Genomic DNA, 22,704 nt, shown 5'->3' on the forward strand with positions numbered 1-22,704 from the left:
GATTAAATAAACGTTTAATTAAAAACACTAACTGTGTCGATGGTTGATTAATAATCGGGGCTTATGGGAAAAAAAGAGAGTGAGCTGGAATGTGACAAAGGAAGAGGGTTTTAAAGGACAAAAGGTGATGCCGAAGCTGGCAAATGTCCAATAACGAGAGTTTAAAGGACAAAAAAGGAAGCCGAAGCTGGAAAGTGTCCAATAACGAGAGTTTAAAGGACAAAAAAGGGAGCCGAAGCTGGAAAGTGTCCAATAACGAGAGTTTAAAGGACAAAAAAGGAAGCTGAAGCTGGCAAATGTCCAATAACGAGAGTTTAAAGGACAAAAAAGGGAGCCGAAGCTGGAAAGTGTCCAATAACGAGAGTTTAAAGGACAAAAAGCACCCCACCCTCTCCACAATTGTCCAAGAGAGCTCACCCCCGCATCCCCCCATCACCTAAAAACTTGTCGAAAAGATCCTAGTTTAGGAATCTAGTAATCTGACTAGACTGTTTGGTGAAGGGGCGGTGCGAATCTATTATGAAACCAAATGTTATTATTTATTTATTATTCTCTCTTTTTGTATTAATTGTGAGTTGGGAGTTCCAGCATTCGCAAGCGGTGGCTGATTTTCATCAAGAAATTAGTGAAGAAGAAGCGATTCGTCTTCGGATCTTAGCGAATAGTGATGGTATTCAAGACCAAATGGTGAAGCGTTCAATTCGTGATAAAGTGAATGAGCAAATTACCGAATGGGTTGTGGGTATAGATGATTTAGATGAAGCCGGACAGCTGATTAAAGAAAATTTATCAGAGGTTGAAAGCATTGTAGAGGAAGAGTTACAGAAGCTTGGATTAAATCAAGACTACACAGTTGAGTTTGAAGAAGTGCAGTTTCCGACAAAAATTTATGGAAATATCGTTTATCCAGCAGGTTGGTATAATGCGGTATTGATTACGTTAGGGGAAGGGAACGGCGAAAATTGGTGGTGCGTGCTCTTTCCGCCTTTATGCTTTTTAGATTTTGAAAATGGGGAAGCGGTTGAGCCGGAACTGACGGATGAAGTTGCAAGTACTGACACAAGCGAGACAGAAGAGGAAGAAGAGCCAGAAGACAGTGAGGAAGTAAAAATCTCCTTTTTTATCTTTGACTTTTTTGGCAACTTGTTTGACCGTCTATTTGGATAAAAAGAAAAAACATGCGGATTTTTGTAAAAATCATGCATGTTTTTTTATTTGTCAGCATAAATAATCGTAACTATTGTTTTGTCGCAGTTAAATGTGGTCCGGGAATGGACTAACTTCCTTATATTGGATATGGAGAGAAAAACACTGTACATTTTTCAGAACCTTCATATATAATATAAGGTAATTTAAGAAATGGAGAGTGATTTTTTTTGGACGATGTCCCGTTAAGTATGATTTTGATTTTTAGTCTGCTGTTAGTGTTGTCTACTTTCTTTTCGTTTGTGGAGACGGCTTATGCCAATGCGAACCGAATTCGATTAAAGCAGTACGAGGAAGAAGGGAGACTAGGAGCAAAAAGAGCGGTCTATATAGCTGATCATATTGAAAAGGCACTTTCAACTAGCTTTATAGGATTTAACTTAGTCAACATTGCCGCTGCGGCGATCGCAGCACAAATAGCTATTCAAATTTATGATCAAGGTACAGGGGTTTTTATTAGTGCATTTGCTGTGACGATACTTGTTTTATTATTTGCGGGTGTGATTCCAAAGACCTTTGCCAAACAGTATGCCGAAACATTAGCTATGAAGTTTTCCTTTTTATTGCATCTGTTTATGATGGTTTTAACACCAGTAACTTGGGTATTTATGAAAATTCAAAAGCTCTTTTCCAAGTTTATGGAAGTTAAGGAAGTTAGTCCATCTGTAACTGAAGAAGAAATTAAAGCGATCATTGATATTAGTGAAGAAGAAGGGGTTATTGACAAGCATGAAAAAGAGCTTGTGAATCGTTCCCTCGATTTTAATGATATTGTCGTGAGCGAGATTTTAAGGCCTCGACCTGACATGGTGGCGATTGAAATTAATCAACCAATCCATGAGATAAAAGATATTTTCTTTGAGGAACGGTACTCCCGAATTCCAGTATATGAGGGCTCGATTGATAATATTATTGGGATTTTATCAGAGCGAGACTTTTTAACAGCTTTGATTCAACAAGGAGAACAGATGGTAAAGATTCGCACTTTACTTAGGAATCCATTGTTTGTCGTTCAATCAATGAAGGTGTCTACATTATTACCCGAATTACAGAAGCAAAAAGTCCATATGGCGATTGTCATTGATGAATTTGGTGGTACTTCTGGATTAATCACATTAGAAGATTTGCTAGAAGAAATCGTTGGTGAAATTTGGGATGAACACGATGAAAGCGTTCGAATGGTTAAGCAACTTGATGCGAGTAACTATATCTTTTTTGGAGATTATTCCGTTGATGAATTTGCTAACTTTTTACAAGTGGAGCTCCCGGAAACGAGCCAAAATACGATTGGTGGTTGGTTGACTGAGGTCTTTACAAGAGTTCCAAATGTTGGGGAAGAATACCCTTATGAGAATTTGCTGCTTAAAGTAACAGAAGCAGAGGAAAGAAGAATTCGCCAAGTAGAAGTAACCGTTGTTGAACGTACGTTATCAACGGGTTAATTATATAGGTAAAAAAGAGAACGATTCTGATCATTTCAGGATCGTTTTTTTATTCTCTAGACGTTCTAGTCTTGGTTGGGTATTTAATGAACAAAACATTTGCCCATCCACATATATATCCACATATTAAAACTGGCTCTATTATTTCTCCACAAAATCTTTAAGAATCTATTAACTATAAAAAAGATTGCTATAAATATCTGGTTCTATTCATATTTTGTACGAGCATGTCATAGATATATATAGTAGATTTACCGTAAGAAAAAGGAGGGGAAAAGGACTTGAGTTTAGTCGTTCGAAAAGCAGAAAAGCATGATTTATTAAAAATTCAACGATTGATGGCAAGAGCGGGGGCGCAGGATACAGCTATAGATGAACAAGTCACGAAGTTCCTAGTTGTTGAAAATGATGAGAAGGCGATTATAGGGATTGCCGGAATTGAAAAGGGGAAAAAAACGGATTAATTCGTTCCTTTATTTTAGATTCACCAACGTGGACGGCCGAAATGAGTATTGAATTTATGGACATCGTCCTCGCCTATGCAAAGGAAAGAAAAATTGAAAGAATTTATGCTTGTACAAAAGGAAAAACACCTCTGTTTTGGCAGCTCGGGTTTAGACAAATTGACAAAGAGGAAGTCCCGATTGATGTAAGCTCTTTGCCTCATTATCAACGGACAATAGGGCAAAATGTCGCCGTTTGGTCTTACGATTTAAAAAGTAAAATAAGCTAAAATATAAAAGTTATCTACAGGTTATACACAACCGTGGATAACTTTTTCTGATTTCTGTGGATATTGTGATTATCTAAAAATTATAAAAGAGTGAGTGACTCGAAAAATGTGAATATTAATTGACTAAAGTTCTTTTATTTTGTCGACATTTGACAATTTTCCTATTCAGGTTAACAATAATGATGGATAGGAGAGATTAGAAATGAATAATCAACAAACAAGACAATGGACTGTGGATAAATTAGAGGACAACTTAATAAATAATCAAGCGATAAAAGAAGCCGCCCAAATTTTAAAAAAAGGTGAGGTCATCGCCTTTCCGACTGAAACAGTGTATGGCTTAGGAGCAAACGCTTATGATGAATCGGCGATTGCGAAAATCTTTGCGGCCAAAGGGAGACCGAGTGACAACCCACTCATTGTTCATATCGCCAAACGTGAGCAAATGCTGCCCTTTATTGAGGGGATTTCTGAAAAAGCGGAGCAACTAATCAATGCTTTCTGGCCAGGTCCACTTACCTTAATTTTTAAACAAAAAGGAGAGATTGCGAGCAATGTTACAGCTGGATTGGATACGATCGCCGTACGTATGCCAGATCATCCAGTCGCAGCAGCCTTGCTTTTAACGAGCGACTTACCGTTAGCCGCCCCAAGTGCAAACCTATCGGGGCGACCGAGTCCAACAACAGCAGGTCATGTCATGCTTGATTTAAACAAACGAATTGCCGGTGTTGTCGATGGTGGTTCCACAGGTGTCGGTTTGGAATCAACAGTATTAGATGTTTCCACTGAAGAGCCAATTTTATACCGTCCAGGTGGGGTAACAAAGGAACAAATTGAAGAGGTTATTGGACCAATCGCTGTTGACCCTGCCTTAAAAAAAGCGGAAGAAGCTCCACGTTCACCGGGGATGAAGTATACTCATTACTCGCCGAATGGAGAGGTTTATCTAATTCGAGCCTGTGAAGATATTCAAAAGCATGTGGATAAATGGCAGGCGAAAGGCAAACGAGTCGGAATTTTGACAACCGAAGAAAATCGGGAAAGATATACGGCAGATGTAATCGTAAGCAGTGGCAGTCGTGCAAACTTATCCACGGTTGCCAGCCATCTCTATGATAGCCTACGCCAGTTTGATAAAGAAAAAGCCGAAATCATCTTCGCCGAAGTCTTCCCAGAAGAGGGCATCGGAATGGCGATTATGAACCGCCTCGAAAAAGCCGCCTCGGGGAGGTACCTTTAAATGTTTACAGCGACAAACTAGAAATAATTGATAGATGCTCAAGCACCTTACTTTAAAGAGAAGTTGGGTGCTTTTTTTGTGATGAAAACTAGTTAGGTGAAGAGTTTGAGCGGGGAGTAATAAGTAAAAGCCTTGCCAGAGCGTGCGTTCTACCGTCCTGAGCTCTAATAACCTTTATCCAATTTCCCTTCTAATCGAGATAAGACATGCATACATATCAACATGAGGATGGACAAGGAGCGGTGTGGATGAATGAGCTTATTACGATTACACTTATGGCTGGAGCCCTTGGGATGGATGCCTTCTCCGTTGCTTTAGGGATGGGGATGCTTGGACTCAGAATGAAACGGATTTTTATTATTGGACTAGTTATTGGAATTTTTCATGTCATTATGCCATTGATAGGGATGGCAACGGGCATTTGGATGTCGTCTTTTTTAGGAGTCATCACCATATATATTGGCGGGGCGTTATTATTGATCATAGGCTTACAAATGGTCTATTCCTGTTTCAAATCTGAAGAGGAGCCGTATATTAGACCAGTTGGATGGGGGTTATTTGTATTTGCATTGAGTGTAAGCATCGATAGCTTTTCTGCGGGGCTTAGCTTTGGAATGTTAGGCGCTAAAACGATTTTAACCGTCACAATTATCGGGGTATTTAGTATGGTCCTTTCATGGATTGGTTTAATCTTAGGCTCACGGTTACAAAACTTCGTTGGGGCATATGGAGTCTTTTTAGGCGGCTGTATTTTAGTCATATTCGGTATGAAACTGCTTTTACCATAAAGACTTTTTCTTAACAGGTTTACATCAGAGGTGCAAATGAGCCATCCGCATGTTTTTTATCGCAATATGAATGTTTTATCACTTAATAGAAATGAAATCACAAAGTAATTCACACACCTAAGCACAAGAATAGATATTTTTTCTTGTGATTTTGGTGTGATTTGTCATGTGAAAAAACGAATTGGATATTTATGTTAAAATAGATGGGAGGAATAAACAAACTTTGTGAAGTGATGACCTTAAAGCAACGGGGTAGTAAAGTTGATGATTAAAGTCCTCAAATTTAATATTAGCTATAAAGCGAAGAAAGAAGGTAAATCTGAAATGGATGATAAATTATTAAAAGAAGTGTTACTTGATTTGGAAGAAAAATTGTTGAAACCAGAAATCAGGACATCAAAAGCTGAGCTTACTCATCTACTATCAGAAGATTTCTTTGAGTTCGGAAGTTCTGGTAAAGTTTTGTATAAAAATGAGAGCATTGGTGAAGTGAGTCTTAGTGCGGTACGTATGAAATTAAGTGATTTTGAAATTCATCCATTGTCTGAACAAATAGTTTTAACAACATACAGAGTATATAACGAAGTAAATGGACAACATTCATTACGTAGTTCGATATGGAGATTAACTGATGGGAAGTGGAAAATGCAGTTTCATCAAGGCACACAACATCTCCGTCACCTTAATTTTTATTACACTTAACAGGGTGCGTTAATTCAACTAACAAATATGATATTTAAGAGGTTGGGACATAACTAGCTATAGAAAGTAGAAAACGAGTCCAAAAAATATATTTTATTTATTTTAGGTTCCATATTTCGCTGTTTTGAATTTTGTCACGTCACTCTATTACCTGAAAGTCTGAAAACGAAGATTGCCCTGTGCCCTAGCGGACGAAAACATGCGGAGACTCCCGTGGGATCTAGTGGCAGGCCGAAATCCACCGGCCAAGCCGGTTAGTTCGGTGCCGCCCCACAGGACGCGGAGCATGATTTTCGGGAGCGGTGAGTTGAACGCCATTCATCGCCATCCACATCCGTTTTTCAGATCATTAAGAGGTTTTTGCACCAGCAGGCCTCTTTTTTCGCTATGATTTGAGTTATGAAAGTTATGTGTTTTAGTATCTGATTTTGTCTGTATTTTTCTGTTTTGTGCCTCACGAGTAATTCTGTTAACTTTTCCTTAAGGTGGTTTTTTATTAGAATGGATCACAATCAGGAAATTTCCGTAATCCTGAGGTCTAACCCCTATTGAAAAAAGAATGTAACTCCCTCCACAGCTGCCAGTCATTCCCTATCCTCTGCCTCTATAAATCAGCATAAATATGTCAAATTTTGTTTCGATCCTTACTTTTAATCTGACAATTATATGATAAGATTATGAAGAAGAATTAAATAGGGCAGACTACCTATAAAAATGAATTGTTTGGTTGCATCGTTTGACCTATATGAAGGAAGGTGTCACGAGTATGAGTAAAACACATATTTTATTTATTTGCACAGGTAATACTTGTCGTAGTCCACTTGCAGAAATTTTATTAAAGGAAAAAGCCGGTTCGCAATTTGACGTTCAATCTGCTGGAATCTATGCATTTCCAGGTAGTCCAGCTTCAGCCGGGACAACCGAGGTTTTGGAAAAGCGGAATTTGAAAGCAGACGAGCATCTTTCACAAGCACTTACATTGGATTTAGTAGACTGGGCGGACGTTGTGTTGACGATGACCGAAAGCCACCGTCAGCAATTAATTAGTCAGTACCCAGAACACGAAATAAAAACATACTCTTTGACCTCCTTTGTAGAAGAAGTGGGAGACATTTCGGATCCATTTGGTGGTCCAGTCGAAGTGTATGAACAAACAGCCCAGCAATTAGAATATTTACTCCATAAGTTAATTAAAAAATTAACATAAATTTTGTACAATCAGGAATTACACATAAAAAGTTAGTTAGGCTATGGGCCATTGTTGAAAGGGTGGGGATGAGGTTATGGATAAGAAGACGAAATATCGAGGAAGTTTACGGAGAAAGCTTGTCATTGGGGCAAGTTTGTTAGCGGTTATTACGTTTGGGTTTAGTGCTATTTTTATCTTTGTTTTAAATACTCATTTAACGGATTTACTAGGTTGGACAGAAAAAGGAGTTTTTGCTTTTACGCTAATTAGTGGCGTATTTTGGAGTTCGGTCTTAGCCTATTTTGCCGCGGGTTATATTACAAAGCCAATTGGTGAGGTTGAAAAAGGGGCAAGGCTTGCAGCATCTGGGGATCTCTCTCAAGATGTTCAAGTATCGAAATCCGATGATGAAGTACGGTCATTAGGTCTTGCTTATAATGAAATGTTAACGAGTTTGCGATTGATGGTAAAAGATATTGAAGCTAATTTTGAAAAGACAAATGAAAACGTGAAAGAATTAACGAGCTCAGCAGAAGTGGCAGCCACAAGAGGTGAGCAAATTGGTCATACGATGGATGAAATTTCCCAAGGGGCGGAAAACTCTGCTTACGCTATTCAAAATACGGTTTCATCTATTGAACATATTACAACGATTGCTGAGAAAGTCCAAGGTTTGGCCAGTACCTCCCAAAAGTCATCGAAAAAAATGGTCGGCTCTCTTTCTAATAGTTTAGAAGTTATTAATGAGCTTGTAGATGGAATTAATCAGCTAGCAAGTGACAATCAAGATTCTTTAAAAGGTGTTGGAATTTTAGAAAAGCAGGCAAAAGAAGTTGGGGAAATTATTTCATTAGTCGGTGATATTGCCGAGCAAACGAATCTTCTTGCCTTGAATGCCTCGATTGAAGCGGCACGAGCAGGTGAGCATGGACGTGGCTTTGCTGTTGTGGCAGATGAGGTGCGAAAATTGGCTGATGAAAGTGCACAAGCCGTACAAGGGATTACAGAGCTTGTACATAATATTCAATTCGAAGTCAAAAATGTCGTGGAAAAAATAAGTAGTCAAGTAAAAATGGCTAATGATCAATCCCAAAAAGGGAAAGAAACGACAAAATCGATCAGAGAAGTCGAGCAATCTGTTCAAGAAGTAGAAAAAGTCATTGAAGAAATTACGATTATGATTGATGAACAAATGGAATCGATCAAGAAGACAAATGCTGAATCTCAAGAGGTTGCAGCTATTGCCGAAGAAACCTCAGCAGGTTCGACTGAAGTAAGTTCGATGACAGAGCATCAAGCGAGTGCTTTAACCGGTATTAATAATAGTGCTCAAAACCTCTCAGAACAGGCAAAGAGATTGAAGGCGACGATAGAAAAGTTTACAATATAATTTAAGAACTATAGGAAAGAATCATTAAAGTTAGGTGAAACTAATTTTTCAATGATTCTTTTTGATTATTAAACATGAAAAAACACATGTTGGAGGGCAAAAACAATGAAAATCGCGATTGCATCCGATCACGGCGGTATGAACATTAAAAAAGAAATTGTTTCACTTTTAGAAGAGCTAGGCTATGAATATGAGGATTTTGGCTGTGAGTGTGAAACATCAGTTGATTATCCTGATTATGCCTTACCAGTGGCTACAAAAGTAGCAGCAGGAGAGTTTGAGCGTGGTATTTTAATTTGTGGAACAGGAATTGGCATGTCGATTGCCGCTAACAAAGTAAAAGGAATTCGTTGTGCCCTTGTTCATGATACATTTAGTGCCAGAGCGACCCGTGAGCATAACGATACGAATATGCTTTCTATGGGAGAACGTGTCATTGGTGCCGGTCTTGCCCGCGACATCGCAAAAATTTGGTTAGAAACTGATTTTCAAGGCGGTAGACATGCCAATCGAGTCGGAAAAATTTCAGATTATGAAGCGTGAATGAGCGCTCTAAATTTTTAAGGAATCTTACATAAAAAGGTAGCCCCTTTTTCAAATTTTGGATAAGGAGTGATTCGTATGGAGCTAAACATCGAACAATTGAAGGATTCGTTAAAAAAAGCACTAGCAGATTTGAAAAAAGCGAAACCATTAACTGAACATTCTTTATTGGTAATCGGCTGTTCGACTAGTGAAGTCATCGGGGCAACGATTGGGACAAGCGGTTCAAACGATGTGGCCGAGGCTATTTTTGATGTGCTTCAAGATGAAAAAGTCGCTCTCGCTTTCCAATGTTGTGAGCATTTAAACCGAGCGTTAGTCGTAGAACGTGAATTAGCGGAGCGGAAGTTTTATGAGCCTGTATCAGCGATTCCGATTCGAAAAGCAGGTGGAGCGATGGCGACGTATGCATTTAGTCAGATGAAGGATCCTGTTTTAGTAGAAGAGGTTCAAGCGGATGCCGGGTTAGATATTGGCGACACATTTATTGGCATGCATTTGAAAAAGGTTGCGGTTCCGGTTCGAAGTGAAGTGAAATCAATTGGTGCAGCCCATTTAACAATGGCCGTCACAAGACCTAAGTTAATTGGCGGAATCAGGGCCGTTTATGAACCAAATGTAGAAACTGAATGATTTTTGACCTAAAAGCAGAAATGATACGGAAAAATGCGAGATTTTATGATAAAATGAAATCGAAATAACTAGAATGATGACACAAATCCGAATCATATGGGAGCGAAAGGGGAAAGAGTATGGAAAATTTAAAAAAGCAAGATCAAAAAGTATTTGAAGCAATTGAGTTAGAACTAGGTCGACAAAGAGACAAAATTGAATTAATCGCATCAGAGAACTTTGTTAGTGAAGCGGTTATGGAAGCACAGGGGTCTGTTTTAACAAATAAATATGCAGAGGGTTATCCTGGCCGTCGTTATTATGGCGGTTGTGAATATGTTGATATTGTTGAGGATATTGCTCGCGATCGTGCAAAAGAAATTTTTGGGGCTGAATATGTAAATGTTCAACCACACTCTGGTGCCCAAGCGAATATGGCGGTTTATTTTACAATCCTTGAGCAAGGCGATACCGTTCTTGGAATGAATCTTTCTCATGGTGGACACTTAACTCACGGAAGTCCTGTTAACTTCAGTGGTGTTCAGTACAACTTTGTGGAGTACGGTGTTGATAAAGAAACACATTTAATTAATTATGACGTTGTCCGTGAACTGGCGTTAGAACATAAACCAAAATTAATTGTTGCTGGGGCGAGTGCATTCCCACGTGCGATTGATTTTGCTAAATTCCGCGAAATCGCTGATGAAGTCGGAGCATACTTAATGGTTGATATGGCTCACATCGCTGGTCTAGTAGCAGCAGGTCTTCACCAAAATCCGGTACCACACGCTCATTTTGTCACAACGACAACCCATAAAACATTACGTGGACCACGTGGCGGAATGATTCTTTGTCTAGAAGAGTTTGGCAAAAAAATCGACAAATCGATCTTCCCTGGAATCCAAGGTGGACCATTAATGCACGTTATCTCGGCTAAAGCCGTTTCATTTGGTGAAGTGTTAACTGACGAGTTCAAAACATACGCCAGCCAAGTTATTACAAACGCCAAACGTCTCGGTGAAAAACTTCAAAGCGAAGGCATTAACCTTGTATCAGGCGGAACAGATAATCATCTTTTACTACTAGACCTTCAATCATTAGGATTAACAGGAAAAGTAGCCGAGCACGCTCTTGATAGCGTCGGAATTACAACAAACAAAAACACGATTCCATTCGACCCACAAAGTCCATTTGTGACAAGTGGAATCCGTATTGGAACAGCTGCCGTTACATCTCGTGGTCTTGATGAAGAAGCAATGGACGAAATCGGTGAACTCATTGCCCTCACATTAAAGAACACAGAAAACGAAGAAGCACTAGAAGAAGTTCGTACACGTGTCGCAACACTAACAGCCAAGTTCCCAATGTACCCAAGCTTATAAAAACAAGCGTATTGATAATAAAAAGTGAAATGAAGGCCAGACGAGGTAACTCGTCTGGTTTTTTGTTTGGAAAAAAGTAATGAAGGCGTGCTGTGCTGGGGTTAGGGAGCGAAAAGAGTTGGATAAGTAATGAAAAAGTGGTTCGGACGAAATTACGGCGCGAAAAACCCGTAATAGGTAATGAAAAAGTGGTTCGGACGAAATTAAGGCGCGAAAAACCCGTAATAAGTAATGAAAAAGCCAGCCAGTCAAAATTAAGGCGCGAAAAACCCGTAATAGGTAATGAAAAAGCTGAGCAGTCCAAATTAAGGTGCGAAAAACTCGTAATAAGTAATGAAAAAGCCAGCCAGTCCAAATTAAGGTGCGAAAAACCCGTAATAAGTAATGAAAAAGCCAGCCAGTCCAAATTAAGGTGCGAAAAACTCGTAATAAGTAATGAAAAAGCCAGCCAGTCCAAATTAAGGAGCGAAAAGCCCCGAATAAGTAATGAAAAACACAAAAAGCCAAGATTACGGTGAGAACAATCCCCCCCAGCAAAATGACTACTATATAAACCACTCCTGTAAAAACCGCATAATTCTGAATTCTGTTTTTATTCAACGCTAAAGCCTTTCCATAATGCACTTAACAAAACGCTCCCAAAAAAAAACGGCGAAATCTGACATAGAGACTTGTATCGGACGTGTTTTTTCGGTAAAATTCTTCAAGAAGATTTGCCGAATGAGCTTCGTAAGTAGACGAAGAAAAAAGGAGTAAATAATATGAGTAAAGTATATGTGTTCGACCACCCGCTTATCCAACATAAATTAACGTATATCCGTGATAAAGAAACAGGGACAAAGGAATTCCGTGAGCTTGTTGACGAAGTGGCAGGACTTATGGCTTTTGAAATTACTCGTGATTTACCACTGCAAGATGTGACTGTTGAAACACCTGTTTCGACAGCGAATGCTAAAAAAATTGCAGGTAAAAAACTAGGTTTAGTACCTATTCTTCGTGCTGGTCTAGGTATGACGGACGGAATTTTACGCATGATCCCAGCGGCTAAAGTAGGACATGTTGGTTTATATCGTGATCCAGAAACATTAATGCCAGTCGAATACTACGTGAAATTACCAACTGATGTTGAAGAGCGTGAGTTCATTGTAATCGACCCGATGCTAGCAACAGGTGGTTCCGCGATTGAAGCGATTAACAGCTTGAAAAAACGTGGCGCTAAGCAAATTAAATTAATGTGTTTAGTTGCTGCTCCAGAAGGTGTAGCGGCAACACAAAAAGAACATCCAGATGTAGATATCTATTTAGCTGCATTAGATGAAAAACTAAATGATCACGGCTACATCGTACCTGGATTAGGTGACGCTGGTGACCGTTTGTTTGGAACAAAATAATAAATGAGAGAGTCGTTGAGTGGAAGCTCGATGGCTTTTTTTGTTTGTCACGTAATTGAGGAGTTTCAAATAAATTTAGCAGATTTACCATGACCAGTAAGTTTATAATCTTTTTTCAATAAGCGAAGGAGCGTTTTTCTTGAACAAATAACTTGGCACCAATTTAATAAAGTATTAGTAAGTAATGGATTATCTGGAAAAAGTAATCTGTATTCGTTGACTGTCCGTTTAAGGGCAAGGTCTTTAGGTTCTTTATAACAGCATTCAAAACAGTAAATTGTGCGACCATCTATTTGTGTGTTTAATGATTGGCACTTCTTACATAAAACCCCTTTGTTTAACTTGTCGTAATGATATTCAAGCTCTCGATGTTGTGGAGGGTCTTCTAAATGTAAGGCTAAAAGTTTTTGGATGAATGAGGAGTTGGAGGCTACTCTTTTTGAGTGTTCTTGCTGAAAGTTCTTCATAAATCTGTTTAACTGACTTGCAAAAATAATCGGTGCATCAATTGAATTGTTAAATAATTGGAATTCATGGTGGATAAAAATTAAGTAGGGACAAATATTTAAATGTATATTGTGTTGTTGGAGAAGTTGTCGTAGAAGTGTTTCAGTTTTTTGGAGTTGTAATAAGGGGTTTTGGATTTCTTTCCCAGCTAAAGTGAACCATCGATTAGATTCAACTTTATAATCACCTTCGTAGTTTTTGACTTCAAAAAGGAAGAGTTGGTTAGAGGTGATAATTAATGCGTCAATTTGAAAAATAGAATTATTTACTTCGAACGTTAAGTCATTTAACTGGAGCCAGTTTTCTGAAGAGTCTTGATCGAACCATTGATCAAATTTTTGCTCTCCCTCAAACCCTTTTAATAAGTTTAAGTATCTTAAGTAATAATTTTTAGGTATATCTTTAGTGCGATTAACTAGTGACTCTAGTATCAGTAATTCCTTTGGCTTTTTCCTTTGTTTAATAATCAACTAATCACCTCCAAATCTTTATTAGCTTTATTTTATAAAAAACTGAATAATTTGTAAATTGTTTTTGTGAGAATAAGAGGTGAAAAAGCATATGTCTGTACATTGAATCCGAAAGCAGTTGAATAAAAGCCAGCCAATGAAACCAAATGCTACTGAATCCGAGTCGTAAAGGGAATCAAAGCCAGCCAATGAAACCAAATGCTACTGAATCCGAGTCGTAAAGGGAATCAGAGCCAGCCAATGAACCCCAAAGCCATCAAATCAAAGCCGTAAAGGGAATCAAAGGCCCCCAATGAAGCCCAAAGCCATCAAATCTAGGCCAGAAAGGGAATCAAAGCCAGCCAATGAAACCAAATGCTATCGAATCAAAGCCGCAAAGGGAATCAAAGCCAGCCAATGAAACCAAATGCCACCAAATCAAAGCCGCAAAGGGAATCAAAACCGTCCAATGAAGCCCAAAGCCATCGAATCAGAGCATCAAAGGGAATCAAAGCCCCCCTAATGAACCCAAAAGCCATCAAATAAAAGCCACAACCACCACAATCCCAAAAGCACCCACCGTTCAAACGTCTCTGCTACACTAACCAACATTTTCCCATACATGATTCTATGCATTCCATTCCATACTAAAAAGAATCTCATTCTGTTAATAATATGATGAGCAGAATGTGCGGGAGAAGGGATGATTTTTTTGAAAAGGGTAGTAGCAATTTGTTTATTTATGTTGATGGTTATCATGCCGTTGTGTTCTCAGGGGCATACATATGCACAGGAGGCTGTGGTTCAGAGTCAACAGACTAAAGCTCTTACAGAAGTTTCTGGTAAGGCTAATAATTCAACAGCAACCGCTCATGAAACCACTAAATCAAACCTAGCAACTGGAGCTCTAACAAATCACGCCACAAGTTTAATCGATATACCACAAGTTGATATAAACGTTAGTTCAACTCAAAGTCCAACAGAACTAAAACGTCCCATTTTTTCTGATGATGAGGAGGATTTGGATCGGAAAGAGATTGTGATTGTGACGGCGAAGGGGGATATGAATGAGTTAATCGAGCAAATAAAAGCGGAAGTACCGGAAGCGACGATCCGAAAAATTTTCACGCGACTTTATAATGGTTTCACAATGGAACTTCCAAAACGCGAGCTTACAAAGCTTGAAAAAATGGAAGATATTGAACGAATTGATCGCTTGGCTTATTTTGAAGCGAATATTGAGAGCAGTGTTCCGTTTATTGGGGCAGGTCCGACAAAGGATTTGATGAGTCGAAACGGCACTCAATTAACTGGAAAAGGAGTTAAAGTGGCCGTAATTGATACAGGCATCGATTATCGTCATCCTGATTTACAGGTTAATTATCAAGGCGGCTATGATGTCGTGGACGATGATGAAGATCCGATGGAAACGATAGCGAGTCAAGGGATTCCAACTTTGCACGGCACACATGTAGCTGGAATTATAGCAGCAAATGGAACATTAAAAGGTGTTGCTCCTGAAGCGGAACTTTATGTTTATCGGGCTTTAGGTCCAGGAGGCCAAGGGACAACCGAGCAGGTGATAGAAGCGATTGAAAAAGCGGTCGATGATGGGGTGGATATTATTAACCTTTCGTTAGGGAATACGGTAAACGGACCAGATTGGCCAACGAGTATTGCCCTTGATAAGGCGGTTGAGGCTGGGGTCGTTGCCGTAACTTCTAATGGCAATAGTGGTCCAAAAATGTGGACAGTCGGTTCACCTGGAACATCCTCAAAGGCCATTTCAGTTGGAGCATCTGCACCGCCTATTCAGACACCGTATGTCACCATTTTTGGTGAAGATAAAGAGCTAACATTACTCCCTATGGGTGGGACATTGCCTTGGAATCTGAAACGAGATTTCTCAGTAATAGATGCTGGTTACGGAACAAAAGAAGAGTTTGACGAAATCGAAGCGAAAGGTAAAATCGCCATTATTAAGCGTGGACTTGTCCCGTTTAATGAAAAAGTAATCGCCGCTTACAATGCAGGAGCAGAAGCCGTCATTATTTATAACAATCTTTCAGGCAGCTTTGTCGGTGCGATTGAGGGCGGAGTGAAGCTACCAGCTGTCAGCATCTCAAAAGAGGATGGAGAGTGGCTTTTACAAAAAATGAAAAAAAATAAAAAGGATCTTAACATTCGAACGATCTATCGCAAAGAGCAGGATTTTATCGCTCCTTTTAGTTCACGCGGGCCAGTAACACATTCTTGGGAAGTAAAACCTGATTTAGTTGCGCCAGGGGTTTCGATTAATAGTACCATTCCAAAAGGGTATCTTAGTTTAAATGGAACGAGTATGTCCTCTCCACATGTAGCAGGAGCAGCGGCTCTAATTTTAGAAGCGCATCCTGATTGGACACCGGAGCAAGTGAAAGCAGCCTTAATGAATACGTCAAAAAAGCTTTACAACAATGAAAATGATCCTTATTTCCCCCATGAGCAGGGAGCCGGAAGAATCCAAGTCGACAAAGCTGTTTCGGCAAAAACGCTTGTGTATCCAGGAGCTATGACTTTTGGGAAGTGGTCAAAGGATGATTTAAGAGAAACGCGTACGATTTCATTTACGATTGATAATCAAGACGATGTGACAAGAACTTATCATGTTGTTCCACCTTTTGATGTGCCCGATGGAGTGCAATGGAAAGTGCCTTATGCGGTAACGATTGCCGCTGGTGAAAAGAAAGAGATTGAATTAGCGGTCGATTTGATGCCTAGTGTTTTAGCGGAAGGACTTCATCATGGAGACATTTTTATAGAAGGGGGCAAGGAAAAAGTTGCGGTTCCATTTGTCTTTTTTATTGAAGAGCCAGATTATCCGAGGTTAATGTCCTTCCATTTTGGTCATGGAGACAAAGAAGAAAGTTATCGATATGAATTGTATTTGCCGGGAGGAGCAGAGGAAGTTGGAATTGCCGTTTATAACCCCGATACCTTCCAATTTATTACCTATCTTGACGTTCAATACGACCTCGGTCGCGGCATGGTCGGTGGTGAGATTCATGACATTGGATTAGAGGATGGGGTCTACAAAGCACTCGTCTATGCCAAACAAGAAGGCCGCGAAGACACACTAGAAGCATGGATCACAATCGGAGCTGAAATCCCGCCGAAAAGTCAAGGAGCAGAGGTGAATTAAGAGCAACAGGCGAGCGTGTTTGTCATCAAGACAAGTACGCTCGTCTCTTAAGTTTTGTACATGGAGCGGAAGGACGTTTCCTCACTGAATATGGTGTAAAAAAGTCGAACACTGCCGCCTAACTGAATATTGTCAGCGATGATAGGGGAAAAAAGCCGTTCACTGCCGCTTCGCCCTAATAAACAACTATCGACAAAATTTGTTCACATTTTCATCTGAAGAGTAAAGAAAACGCTGCCTGGTGTATGGTTTCGCTATAAATCGCATGGCTAACAGAAATTCGGCTTATATTAATAGAAAATAATAGAAATAATAAATAGGAACAAACCTAACTTTGTCTAATATTGTTTGTCAGAAATGTGAACAATCAAAATAGATGACATTTCTCCAAATTTTTCATGGGAAAACCAATTGACACTTGGTTTTCCCTATTGTACGATTACAAAGGATATGAAGATGATAAGGGTTACATATCCAGCGTTTTTTTTGATATTGGACATGCCATTTAGAGGATGGGAAGGAGACGGTTTATGTCGAAACCTGAAAAGAGTCCTTATCGAGCGATGGCGCTTGTTTCTGTCATCTCGTCATATATTGTCGTTTGTACATTAGCAGGTGTTTATAGTGGTTTATGGTTAGATGAACGCTTTGATACTGCTCCGCTCTTTTTGATTGTCTCTATATTTACATGGCTAGGTGTTGCGTTTTACGCTGTGTTTAAAACGATTCAACCTTACTTAGGAGAAGATGAATAATTATGACTTCCATTGGCAACAAAATGAAACAATATACGATTATTTTTCTTATTGCCTTGGTGGTAACGATTATTTGTTTTTTGTAACGCCTTATCCCGATGTATTCCTCGGTTTAACTATTGGTTTTTTGGTTAGTTATCTTAATCTTTTGACGATCTACCAGAAAACTTCTCTCATTGGTCGTATCGCAAGCAACTTACAAAAGCATTCGATGATTTCAGTGCTCTTTGCCGGGTTTAGCTATGCTATACGCATCTCACTTGTCATTCTTGCACTGTTTGTTGCAATGCAATTTCCTGATGAAGTGAACTTAATTTCGGTCATTGCAGGGATTTCCCTGGTTTATGTCATTATATTTGTGGATACTATAACTCAAAGTGGCAGAAAGAGGTGAAATAAAATATGGCAATTATGGCACATGTGTCCCCAATAAGAACCTTTATGGGTCTTGATTTTAATATGTCTTCCGTTCTTATGACGACTATAGCATGTCTGATCGTTTTCTTAATCTGTTTTATCGGAACGAGAAAGTTGTCCATGAAACCATCTGGAATGCAAAACTTCTTAGAATGGGTTGTCGATTTTGTTCGTGGGATTATTAAGGCGAACATGGGATGGAAAGTCGGTGGACAATTTATCGCCTTAGCTTTTACATTACTATTTTATGTGTTTGTAGCAAATATGTTGGGTCTTCCTTTTGAAATATATGATAAAGCTACACATGAAGTTTGGTGGAAATCACCAACATCTGACCCGGCTGTTACTATATCAATGGCAGCATTAGTCATTCTCCTCACACATTACTATGGGATTAAAATCCGTGGAATGGGAGAATATTTAAAAGACTATGTTCGACCAGTATGGTTCTTGCTTCCATTTAAAATTATTGAGGAATTTGCCAACACCTTAACACTTGGAATGCGTTTATTTGGTAACGTATATGCCAAGGAAATGTTAATGATACTATTAGTTGGATTAGGGACATCAGGTTTCCTTGGGGCATTTGGTGCATTCCTACCATTAATCGTTTGGCAAGCCTTTGGTATGTTCATTGGTTCGCTGCAAGCATTTATCTTTGCAATGCTCGCAATGGTTTATATGGCTCACAAAGTTGAGGCACATTAATTTAGGTAATAACGCTCTATTGAGCAAAAAAATAATAAAAATTATTTCATCATAGGGAGGAAATTTTATCATGGGTTTATTAGGAGCAGCAATTGTTGCAGGTTTAGCAGCTGTCGGAGGAGCAATCGCCGTAGCTATCATTGTAAAATCAACTATCGAGGGAGTAACTCGTCAACCAGAACTTAAAGGTACATTACAAACACTTATGTTCATCGGGGTACCTCTTGCAGAAGCCGTACCAATCATCGCGATCGTTATGGGCTTCCTAATCATGGGTAACGCTTAATACGATTTTGTCGTAGGAATGCGGCATACTTTTGCACATGGAAATGGCGACAGCATCCACAACGAGGCTGCGCCATTGCTTGTGTATGGTTTAACAACTTAAATGATTAACTAGTCAATTGATAAAAAGCTTGAATATAAAAGGTTTTACTGAGAAATTCTCACATCCATGAAAGGAGTGAACGAAATGGGTTTTGAAATACCATGGGGCTCTATTCTTTATCAATTATTTGCATTTCTTGTATTGTTAGCCCTTTTAAGCAAATTCGCACTTAAGCCTCTACTTGGCATTATGGAAAAGCGTGAGCAAATGGTTAATGACCAAATTGAGAACGCTGAAGCGAGAAGCAAAGAGGCTGAAGCATATATTAAAGATCAACGCATTGCTTTAGAAGAAGCTCGTACGGAAGCACATGAAATCGTACAAAATGCGAAAAAACTAAGTGAGCAACAAGGTCAAGAGATCTTAGAGCAAGCTCGTGTTAACGCTGAAAGAATTAAAGATGCAGCTCTTGCTGAGATTCAACGCGAAAAAGAGCATGCGGTTAGCGAACTTCGCGAACAAGTCGCAAGTCTATCTGTTCTAATTGCTACTAAAGTGATTGAAAAAGAACTTAATGCAGAAGAACAAGACAAGCTTGTACAAGAGTACATTAAAGAGGTAGGCGGTAAGCTATGAGTAACGTTGCCGTAGCCAATCGTTATGCAAATGCCCTTTTTCAAGTTGCACGCGAAAAAGGAATCCTCATTCAAGCAATTGAAGAGCTTCAAGCAATCAAGGACGTTGTTCAATCAACTCCTTCTTTCTCAAAATTCCTTGAAAATCCGAAATTTACAAAAGATCAAAAGCGCGCGTTTATTCAATCAAGTTTTCAAGGTTCAGTAAGTAGTGAAGTGCTTAATACTTTACAAATCTTAGTGGATCGTAAACGTACAGATATTCTTGTGCCGATGATCAAAAAGTTTGTTGCTTTATCTTATGAAGCGCAAAATATTGCCGAAGCCACTGTGTTTTCAGCAAAAGCACTAACTGAAGAAGAAAAAACTCAAATAGCTCAAGTTTTTGCGGTGAAAGTTGGAAAAGCTAAGCTATTAATTAATAATGTAGTAAACGCCGACCTTTTAGGCGGTTTGAAAATTCGTATTGGTGACCGTATTTTTGACGGAAGCGTTAAGTCTCAACTTGATCGCTTAGAGCGTCAATTGGTAACGGGAACACGTTAGTAGAAGATAGGGGTGAATGATATGAGCATCAAACCAGAGGAAATTAGCTCTCTAATTAAACAGCAGATTGAGAATTTTGAATCTGATGTTCAAGTACAGGATGTAGGTACAGTTATCCGTGTCGGTGACGGTATCGCACTTGCTCATGGCCTTGAGAATGTTATGGCGGGTGAATTACTCGAATTCTCAAATGGTGTAATGGGAATGGCTCAGAACCTTGAGGAAAACAATATCGGGATTATCATTTTAGGACCTTACCGTGACATTCGTGAAGGTGACGAAGTAAAACGTACAGGTCGTATCATGGAAGTTCCTGTAGGTGAACAATTATTAGGTCGTGTCGTGAACTCACTAGGACAACCTATCGATGGTTTAGGTCCAGTGAATACGATTAAATCACGTCCAATCGAAGCACAAGCACCTGGTGTAATGGCTCGTAAATCCGTTCACGAACCATTACAAACAGGAATTAAATCAATTGATGCAATGGTACCAATTGGCCGTGGTCAACGTGAGTTAATTATCGGTGACCGTCAAACTGGTAAAACAGCGATTGCAATTGATACGATCTTAAACCAAGCTGACCAAAATATGATTTGTATTTACGTCGCAATTGGCCAAAAAGAATCAACAGTTGCAGGTGTTGTAGAGACACTTCGTCAAAAAGGTGCTCTAGATTACACAATCGTTGTATCAGCGAGTGCATCAGATCCAGCACCAATGTTATTCTTAGCACCATATGCTGGGGTAACAATGGGTGAGGAGTTCATGTATAACGGAAAGCATGTTTTAGTTATCTATGATGACTTAACAAAACAAGCATCTGCTTATCGTGAGCTTTCATTATTACTTCGTCGTCCTCCAGGTCGTGAGGCGTTCCCAGGGGATGTATTCTACTTACATTCACGTTTACTTGAGCGTGCAGCGAAATTAAACGATGACTTAGGTGGCGGTTCGATCACAGCTTTACCTTTCATTGAAACACAAGCTGGTGACGTATCTGCATACATTCCAACAAACGTTATTTCCATCACTGATGGACAAATTTTCTTACAATCTGATTTATTCCACTCAGGTGTACGTCCAGCCGTTAACGCCGGTTTATCGGTATCACGTGTAGGGGGTTCTGCCCAAATTAAAGCGATGAAAAAAGTTGCCGGTACACTTCGTCTTGACTTAGCTGCTTACCGTGAGCTAGAAGCATTCTCTCAATTTGGTTCAGACCTTGATAAAGCGACACAAGCAAAATTAAACCGTGGTCAACGTACAGTTGAGATTTTAAAACAAGACTTACACAAACCACTTTCAGTTGAAAAACAAGTTGTGATTCTTTATGCCTTAACAAAAGGCTTCTTGGATGATGTCCCAGTCGCTGATGTTTTACGCTTTGAATCAGAGTTGTTCACTTTCATCGACCATAACAAAAAAGAATTATTTGATCACATCCGCACAACAGGTGCATTACCTGAGGATGCTGACTTAGTAGCAGCGATCAATGAATTCAAAAAAGGCTTCACTGTAAGTAAATAATTGAAGTTTAAGGTTCCCGAGTCATCGGGACCTAACTTCCATATAAATTGTTCGGCATTCATTGTGAAATGGATGGAATAGTTTTGCAAAAAAGGTGGTGAAACAAGTGGCTTCATTACGTGATATAAAAGCACGCATTACGTCTACTAAAAAGACAAAACAAATTACGAAGGCGATGCAAATGGTTTCAGCTGCAAAGCTAAACCGTGCTCAAAATAAAGCACAAGCCTTCCAACCTTATACGGATAAAATTCATGAGGTTGTATCTGGGATTGCTTCTTCTAATACAGAAGTATCACACCCGATGCTTCAAACTCGCCCCGTTAAGAAGACTGGTTATGTCGTCATGACATCTGATACAGGTCTTGCGGGTGGTTATAATAGTAACCTCGTTCGTGATTTGCTTAAAACAATTGAAGCGCGTCATTCATCACCAGATGAGTATGCAATCATTGTCTTAGGTCGTATCGGTCGTGACTTGTTTAAAAAACGTAATCTTCCAATCGTTCAGGAGTTAATCGGTCTACCAGATCAACCTGAATTTAATGATATTAAAAATGTGGCTCGTACAACAGTTGAAATGTTTGCAGACGGCATTTTTGATGAGTTATATGTATGGTACAACCACTTTGTCAATCCAATCAAACAAGATGTAACGGAGAAAAAGCTTTTACCATTATCGGATATCGGAACAGATGGAGCTAAAGGTGCAAGTAGTGAATACGTGTATGAGCCATCTGAGGCAGCGATTTTAGAAGTGCTTCTTCCACAATATGCGGAAAGCTTAATTTACGGTGCATTACTTGATGCTAAAGCTAGTGAATTCGGTGCTCGTATGACAGCGATGAGTGCAGCAACGGATAACGCTTCAGGCATTATTGATGACTTGACATTAACATATAACCGTTTAAGACAAGCAGCGATTACGCAAGAGATTACGGAAATCGTCGGCGGAGCAGCTGCATTAGAATAATATCGGAACGCAAATCAATTGATGATACGGTCAATAGACTACTTTATAAGTGTT

Annotated in this window: 24 protein-coding genes; 23 read left to right on the plus strand and 1 reads right to left on the minus strand. The window is 39.3% G+C overall.

Annotated features, from left to right (window positions below; all coding sequences use genetic code 11):
- Nucleotides 1-519 precede the first annotated feature (519 nt).
- The 14 genes from spoIIR to upp all read left to right on the plus strand — a co-directional run bounded on the left by spoIIR (nucleotide 520) and on the right by upp (nucleotide 12,621).
- Complete coding sequence (gene spoIIR / locus BALCAV_RS11570) at nucleotides 520-1,167, plus strand: stage II sporulation protein R (RefSeq protein WP_003324256.1); 648 nt, start codon at nucleotides 520-522, stop codon at nucleotides 1,165-1,167.
- Between the two features lie 209 nt (nucleotides 1,168-1,376).
- Entirely contained in the window at nucleotides 1,377-2,648 is a 1,272-nt protein-coding gene (locus tag BALCAV_RS11575) for a hemolysin family protein (RefSeq protein WP_003324255.1), read from the plus strand.
- A gap of 281 nt (nucleotides 2,649-2,929) precedes the next feature.
- Complete coding sequence (locus BALCAV_RS21195; RefSeq protein ID WP_052044371.1) at nucleotides 2,930-3,112, plus strand: hypothetical protein; 183 nt, start codon at nucleotides 2,930-2,932, stop codon at nucleotides 3,110-3,112.
- Nucleotides 3,113-3,153: 41 nt separating this feature from the next.
- Nucleotides 3,154-3,381, plus strand: a complete 228-nt coding sequence (locus BALCAV_RS21200) for a GNAT family N-acetyltransferase (RefSeq protein WP_052044372.1) — start codon at nucleotides 3,154-3,156, stop codon at nucleotides 3,379-3,381.
- Nucleotides 3,382-3,583: 202 nt separating this feature from the next.
- Nucleotides 3,584-4,624 carry an L-threonylcarbamoyladenylate synthase gene (locus BALCAV_RS11585; RefSeq protein ID WP_003324253.1) on the plus strand — a complete coding sequence of 347 codons (1,041 nt, stop codon included), beginning with the start codon at nucleotides 3,584-3,586 and terminating at the stop codon, nucleotides 4,622-4,624.
- A gap of 248 nt (nucleotides 4,625-4,872) precedes the next feature.
- Nucleotides 4,873-5,412 carry a manganese efflux pump MntP gene (locus BALCAV_RS11590; RefSeq protein WP_003324252.1) on the plus strand — a complete coding sequence of 180 codons (540 nt, stop codon included), beginning with the start codon at nucleotides 4,873-4,875 and terminating at the stop codon, nucleotides 5,410-5,412.
- Nucleotides 5,413-5,736: 324 nt separating this feature from the next.
- Entirely contained in the window at nucleotides 5,737-6,114 is a 378-nt protein-coding gene (locus BALCAV_RS11595) for a nuclear transport factor 2 family protein (RefSeq protein ID WP_040323936.1), read from the plus strand.
- 766 nt (nucleotides 6,115-6,880) lie between these two features.
- On the plus strand, nucleotides 6,881-7,321 hold the full coding sequence (locus BALCAV_RS11600; protein ID WP_004428504.1) for a low molecular weight protein arginine phosphatase: 441 nt from the start codon (nucleotides 6,881-6,883) through the stop codon (nucleotides 7,319-7,321).
- Between the two features lie 76 nt (nucleotides 7,322-7,397).
- Nucleotides 7,398-8,693, plus strand: coding sequence for a methyl-accepting chemotaxis protein (locus BALCAV_RS11605; RefSeq protein ID WP_004428505.1), 1,296 nt, complete (start codon nucleotides 7,398-7,400; stop codon nucleotides 8,691-8,693).
- 105 nt (nucleotides 8,694-8,798) lie between these two features.
- A complete protein-coding gene (rpiB, locus tag BALCAV_RS11610) occupies nucleotides 8,799-9,236 on the plus strand; it encodes a ribose 5-phosphate isomerase B (RefSeq protein WP_004428506.1) in 438 nt (145 codons plus the stop codon).
- A gap of 78 nt (nucleotides 9,237-9,314) precedes the next feature.
- Entirely contained in the window at nucleotides 9,315-9,869 is a 555-nt protein-coding gene (locus BALCAV_RS11615; RefSeq protein WP_004428507.1) for a TIGR01440 family protein, read from the plus strand.
- Between the two features lie 119 nt (nucleotides 9,870-9,988).
- On the plus strand, nucleotides 9,989-11,230 hold the full coding sequence (gene glyA / locus BALCAV_RS11620; RefSeq protein ID WP_004428508.1) for a serine hydroxymethyltransferase: 1,242 nt from the start codon (nucleotides 9,989-9,991) through the stop codon (nucleotides 11,228-11,230).
- Between the two features lie 92 nt (nucleotides 11,231-11,322).
- Nucleotides 11,323-11,748 carry a hypothetical protein gene (locus BALCAV_RS11625; RefSeq protein ID WP_040323933.1) on the plus strand — a complete coding sequence of 142 codons (426 nt, stop codon included), beginning with the start codon at nucleotides 11,323-11,325 and terminating at the stop codon, nucleotides 11,746-11,748.
- Between the two features lie 243 nt (nucleotides 11,749-11,991).
- Nucleotides 11,992-12,621 (plus strand): uracil phosphoribosyltransferase, encoded by a 630-nt coding sequence (gene upp / locus BALCAV_RS11630; RefSeq protein ID WP_003324578.1) that lies wholly within the window; start codon nucleotides 11,992-11,994, stop codon nucleotides 12,619-12,621.
- Between the two features lie 65 nt (nucleotides 12,622-12,686).
- On the opposite strand, the gene BALCAV_RS11635 is transcribed toward upp, so the two are convergent.
- On the minus strand, nucleotides 12,687-13,598 hold the full coding sequence (locus tag BALCAV_RS11635; protein ID WP_003324577.1) for a nuclease-related domain-containing protein: 912 nt from the start codon (nucleotides 13,596-13,598) through the stop codon (nucleotides 12,687-12,689).
- Nucleotides 13,599-14,376: 778 nt separating this feature from the next.
- On the opposite strand from BALCAV_RS11635, the gene BALCAV_RS11640 reads away from it, so the two are divergent.
- The 9 genes from BALCAV_RS11640 (at nucleotide 14,377) to atpG (ending at nucleotide 22,650) form a co-directional block, all read left to right on the plus strand.
- Nucleotides 14,377-16,758, plus strand: a complete 2,382-nt coding sequence (locus BALCAV_RS11640; protein ID WP_326938307.1) for a S8 family serine peptidase — start codon at nucleotides 14,377-14,379, stop codon at nucleotides 16,756-16,758.
- A 530-nt stretch (nucleotides 16,759-17,288) separates the two neighbouring features.
- Nucleotides 17,289-17,513 carry an AtpZ/AtpI family protein gene (locus tag BALCAV_RS11645; RefSeq protein ID WP_003320622.1) on the plus strand — a complete coding sequence of 75 codons (225 nt, stop codon included), beginning with the start codon at nucleotides 17,289-17,291 and terminating at the stop codon, nucleotides 17,511-17,513.
- Complete coding sequence (locus BALCAV_RS11650; protein WP_040323934.1) at nucleotides 17,506-17,907, plus strand: ATP synthase subunit I; 402 nt, start codon at nucleotides 17,506-17,508, stop codon at nucleotides 17,905-17,907. The genes BALCAV_RS11645 and BALCAV_RS11650 overlap by 8 nt, the downstream gene beginning before the upstream one ends.
- A gap of 17 nt (nucleotides 17,908-17,924) precedes the next feature.
- On the plus strand, nucleotides 17,925-18,638 hold the full coding sequence (gene atpB, locus BALCAV_RS11655) for a F0F1 ATP synthase subunit A (RefSeq protein ID WP_003320625.1): 714 nt from the start codon (nucleotides 17,925-17,927) through the stop codon (nucleotides 18,636-18,638).
- Nucleotides 18,639-18,708: 70 nt separating this feature from the next.
- Entirely contained in the window at nucleotides 18,709-18,924 is a 216-nt protein-coding gene (atpE, locus tag BALCAV_RS11660) for a F0F1 ATP synthase subunit C (RefSeq protein WP_003320626.1), read from the plus strand.
- A 186-nt stretch (nucleotides 18,925-19,110) separates the two neighbouring features.
- Entirely contained in the window at nucleotides 19,111-19,602 is a 492-nt protein-coding gene (gene atpF, locus BALCAV_RS11665; RefSeq protein WP_003320627.1) for a F0F1 ATP synthase subunit B, read from the plus strand.
- A complete protein-coding gene (locus tag BALCAV_RS11670) occupies nucleotides 19,599-20,147 on the plus strand; it encodes a F0F1 ATP synthase subunit delta (RefSeq protein WP_003320628.1) in 549 nt (182 codons plus the stop codon). The genes atpF and BALCAV_RS11670 overlap by 4 nt, the downstream gene beginning before the upstream one ends.
- Nucleotides 20,148-20,168: 21 nt before the next feature.
- Nucleotides 20,169-21,677: a F0F1 ATP synthase subunit alpha gene (gene atpA, locus BALCAV_RS11675; protein ID WP_003320629.1), complete on the plus strand. Its 1,509-nt coding sequence runs from the start codon at nucleotides 20,169-20,171 to the stop codon at nucleotides 21,675-21,677.
- 106 nt (nucleotides 21,678-21,783) lie between these two features.
- Entirely contained in the window at nucleotides 21,784-22,650 is an 867-nt protein-coding gene (gene atpG / locus BALCAV_RS11680; RefSeq protein ID WP_003320634.1) for an ATP synthase F1 subunit gamma, read from the plus strand.
- The last annotated feature ends 54 nt before the right edge of the window (nucleotides 22,651-22,704 follow it).

The organism is Alkalihalobacillus alcalophilus ATCC 27647 = CGMCC 1.3604 (genome assembly GCF_000292245.2).
GTDB classification, from domain to species: Bacteria; Bacillota; Bacilli; order Bacillales; family Bacillaceae_D; genus Alkalihalobacillus; species Alkalihalobacillus alcalophilus.

Coding starts and splice junctions, on each gene's coding strand:
- spoIIR (WP_003324256.1), top strand. CDS start 520: ATGAAACCAAATGTTATTATTTATTTATTATTCTCTCTTTTTGTATTA.
- BALCAV_RS21200 (WP_052044372.1), top strand. CDS start 3,154: ATGAGTATTGAATTTATGGACATCGTCCTCGCCTATGCAAAGGAAAGA.
- BALCAV_RS11585 (WP_003324253.1), top strand. CDS start 3,584: ATGAATAATCAACAAACAAGACAATGGACTGTGGATAAATTAGAGGAC.
- BALCAV_RS11590 (WP_003324252.1), top strand. CDS start 4,873: ATGAATGAGCTTATTACGATTACACTTATGGCTGGAGCCCTTGGGATG.
- BALCAV_RS11595 (WP_040323936.1), top strand. CDS start 5,737: ATGGATGATAAATTATTAAAAGAAGTGTTACTTGATTTGGAAGAAAAA.
- BALCAV_RS11600 (WP_004428504.1), top strand. CDS start 6,881: ATGAGTAAAACACATATTTTATTTATTTGCACAGGTAATACTTGTCGT.
- BALCAV_RS11605 (WP_004428505.1), top strand. CDS start 7,398: ATGGATAAGAAGACGAAATATCGAGGAAGTTTACGGAGAAAGCTTGTC.
- rpiB (WP_004428506.1), top strand. CDS start 8,799: ATGAAAATCGCGATTGCATCCGATCACGGCGGTATGAACATTAAAAAA.
- BALCAV_RS11615 (WP_004428507.1), top strand. CDS start 9,315: ATGGAGCTAAACATCGAACAATTGAAGGATTCGTTAAAAAAAGCACTA.
- glyA (WP_004428508.1), top strand. CDS start 9,989: ATGGAAAATTTAAAAAAGCAAGATCAAAAAGTATTTGAAGCAATTGAG.
- upp (WP_003324578.1), top strand. CDS start 11,992: ATGAGTAAAGTATATGTGTTCGACCACCCGCTTATCCAACATAAATTA.
- BALCAV_RS11645 (WP_003320622.1), top strand. CDS start 17,289: ATGTCGAAACCTGAAAAGAGTCCTTATCGAGCGATGGCGCTTGTTTCT.
- BALCAV_RS11650 (WP_040323934.1), top strand. CDS start 17,506: ATGAATAATTATGACTTCCATTGGCAACAAAATGAAACAATATACGAT.
- atpB (WP_003320625.1), top strand. CDS start 17,925: ATGGCACATGTGTCCCCAATAAGAACCTTTATGGGTCTTGATTTTAAT.
- atpE (WP_003320626.1), top strand. CDS start 18,709: ATGGGTTTATTAGGAGCAGCAATTGTTGCAGGTTTAGCAGCTGTCGGA.
- atpF (WP_003320627.1), top strand. CDS start 19,111: ATGGGTTTTGAAATACCATGGGGCTCTATTCTTTATCAATTATTTGCA.
- BALCAV_RS11670 (WP_003320628.1), top strand. CDS start 19,599: ATGAGTAACGTTGCCGTAGCCAATCGTTATGCAAATGCCCTTTTTCAA.
- atpA (WP_003320629.1), top strand. CDS start 20,169: ATGAGCATCAAACCAGAGGAAATTAGCTCTCTAATTAAACAGCAGATT.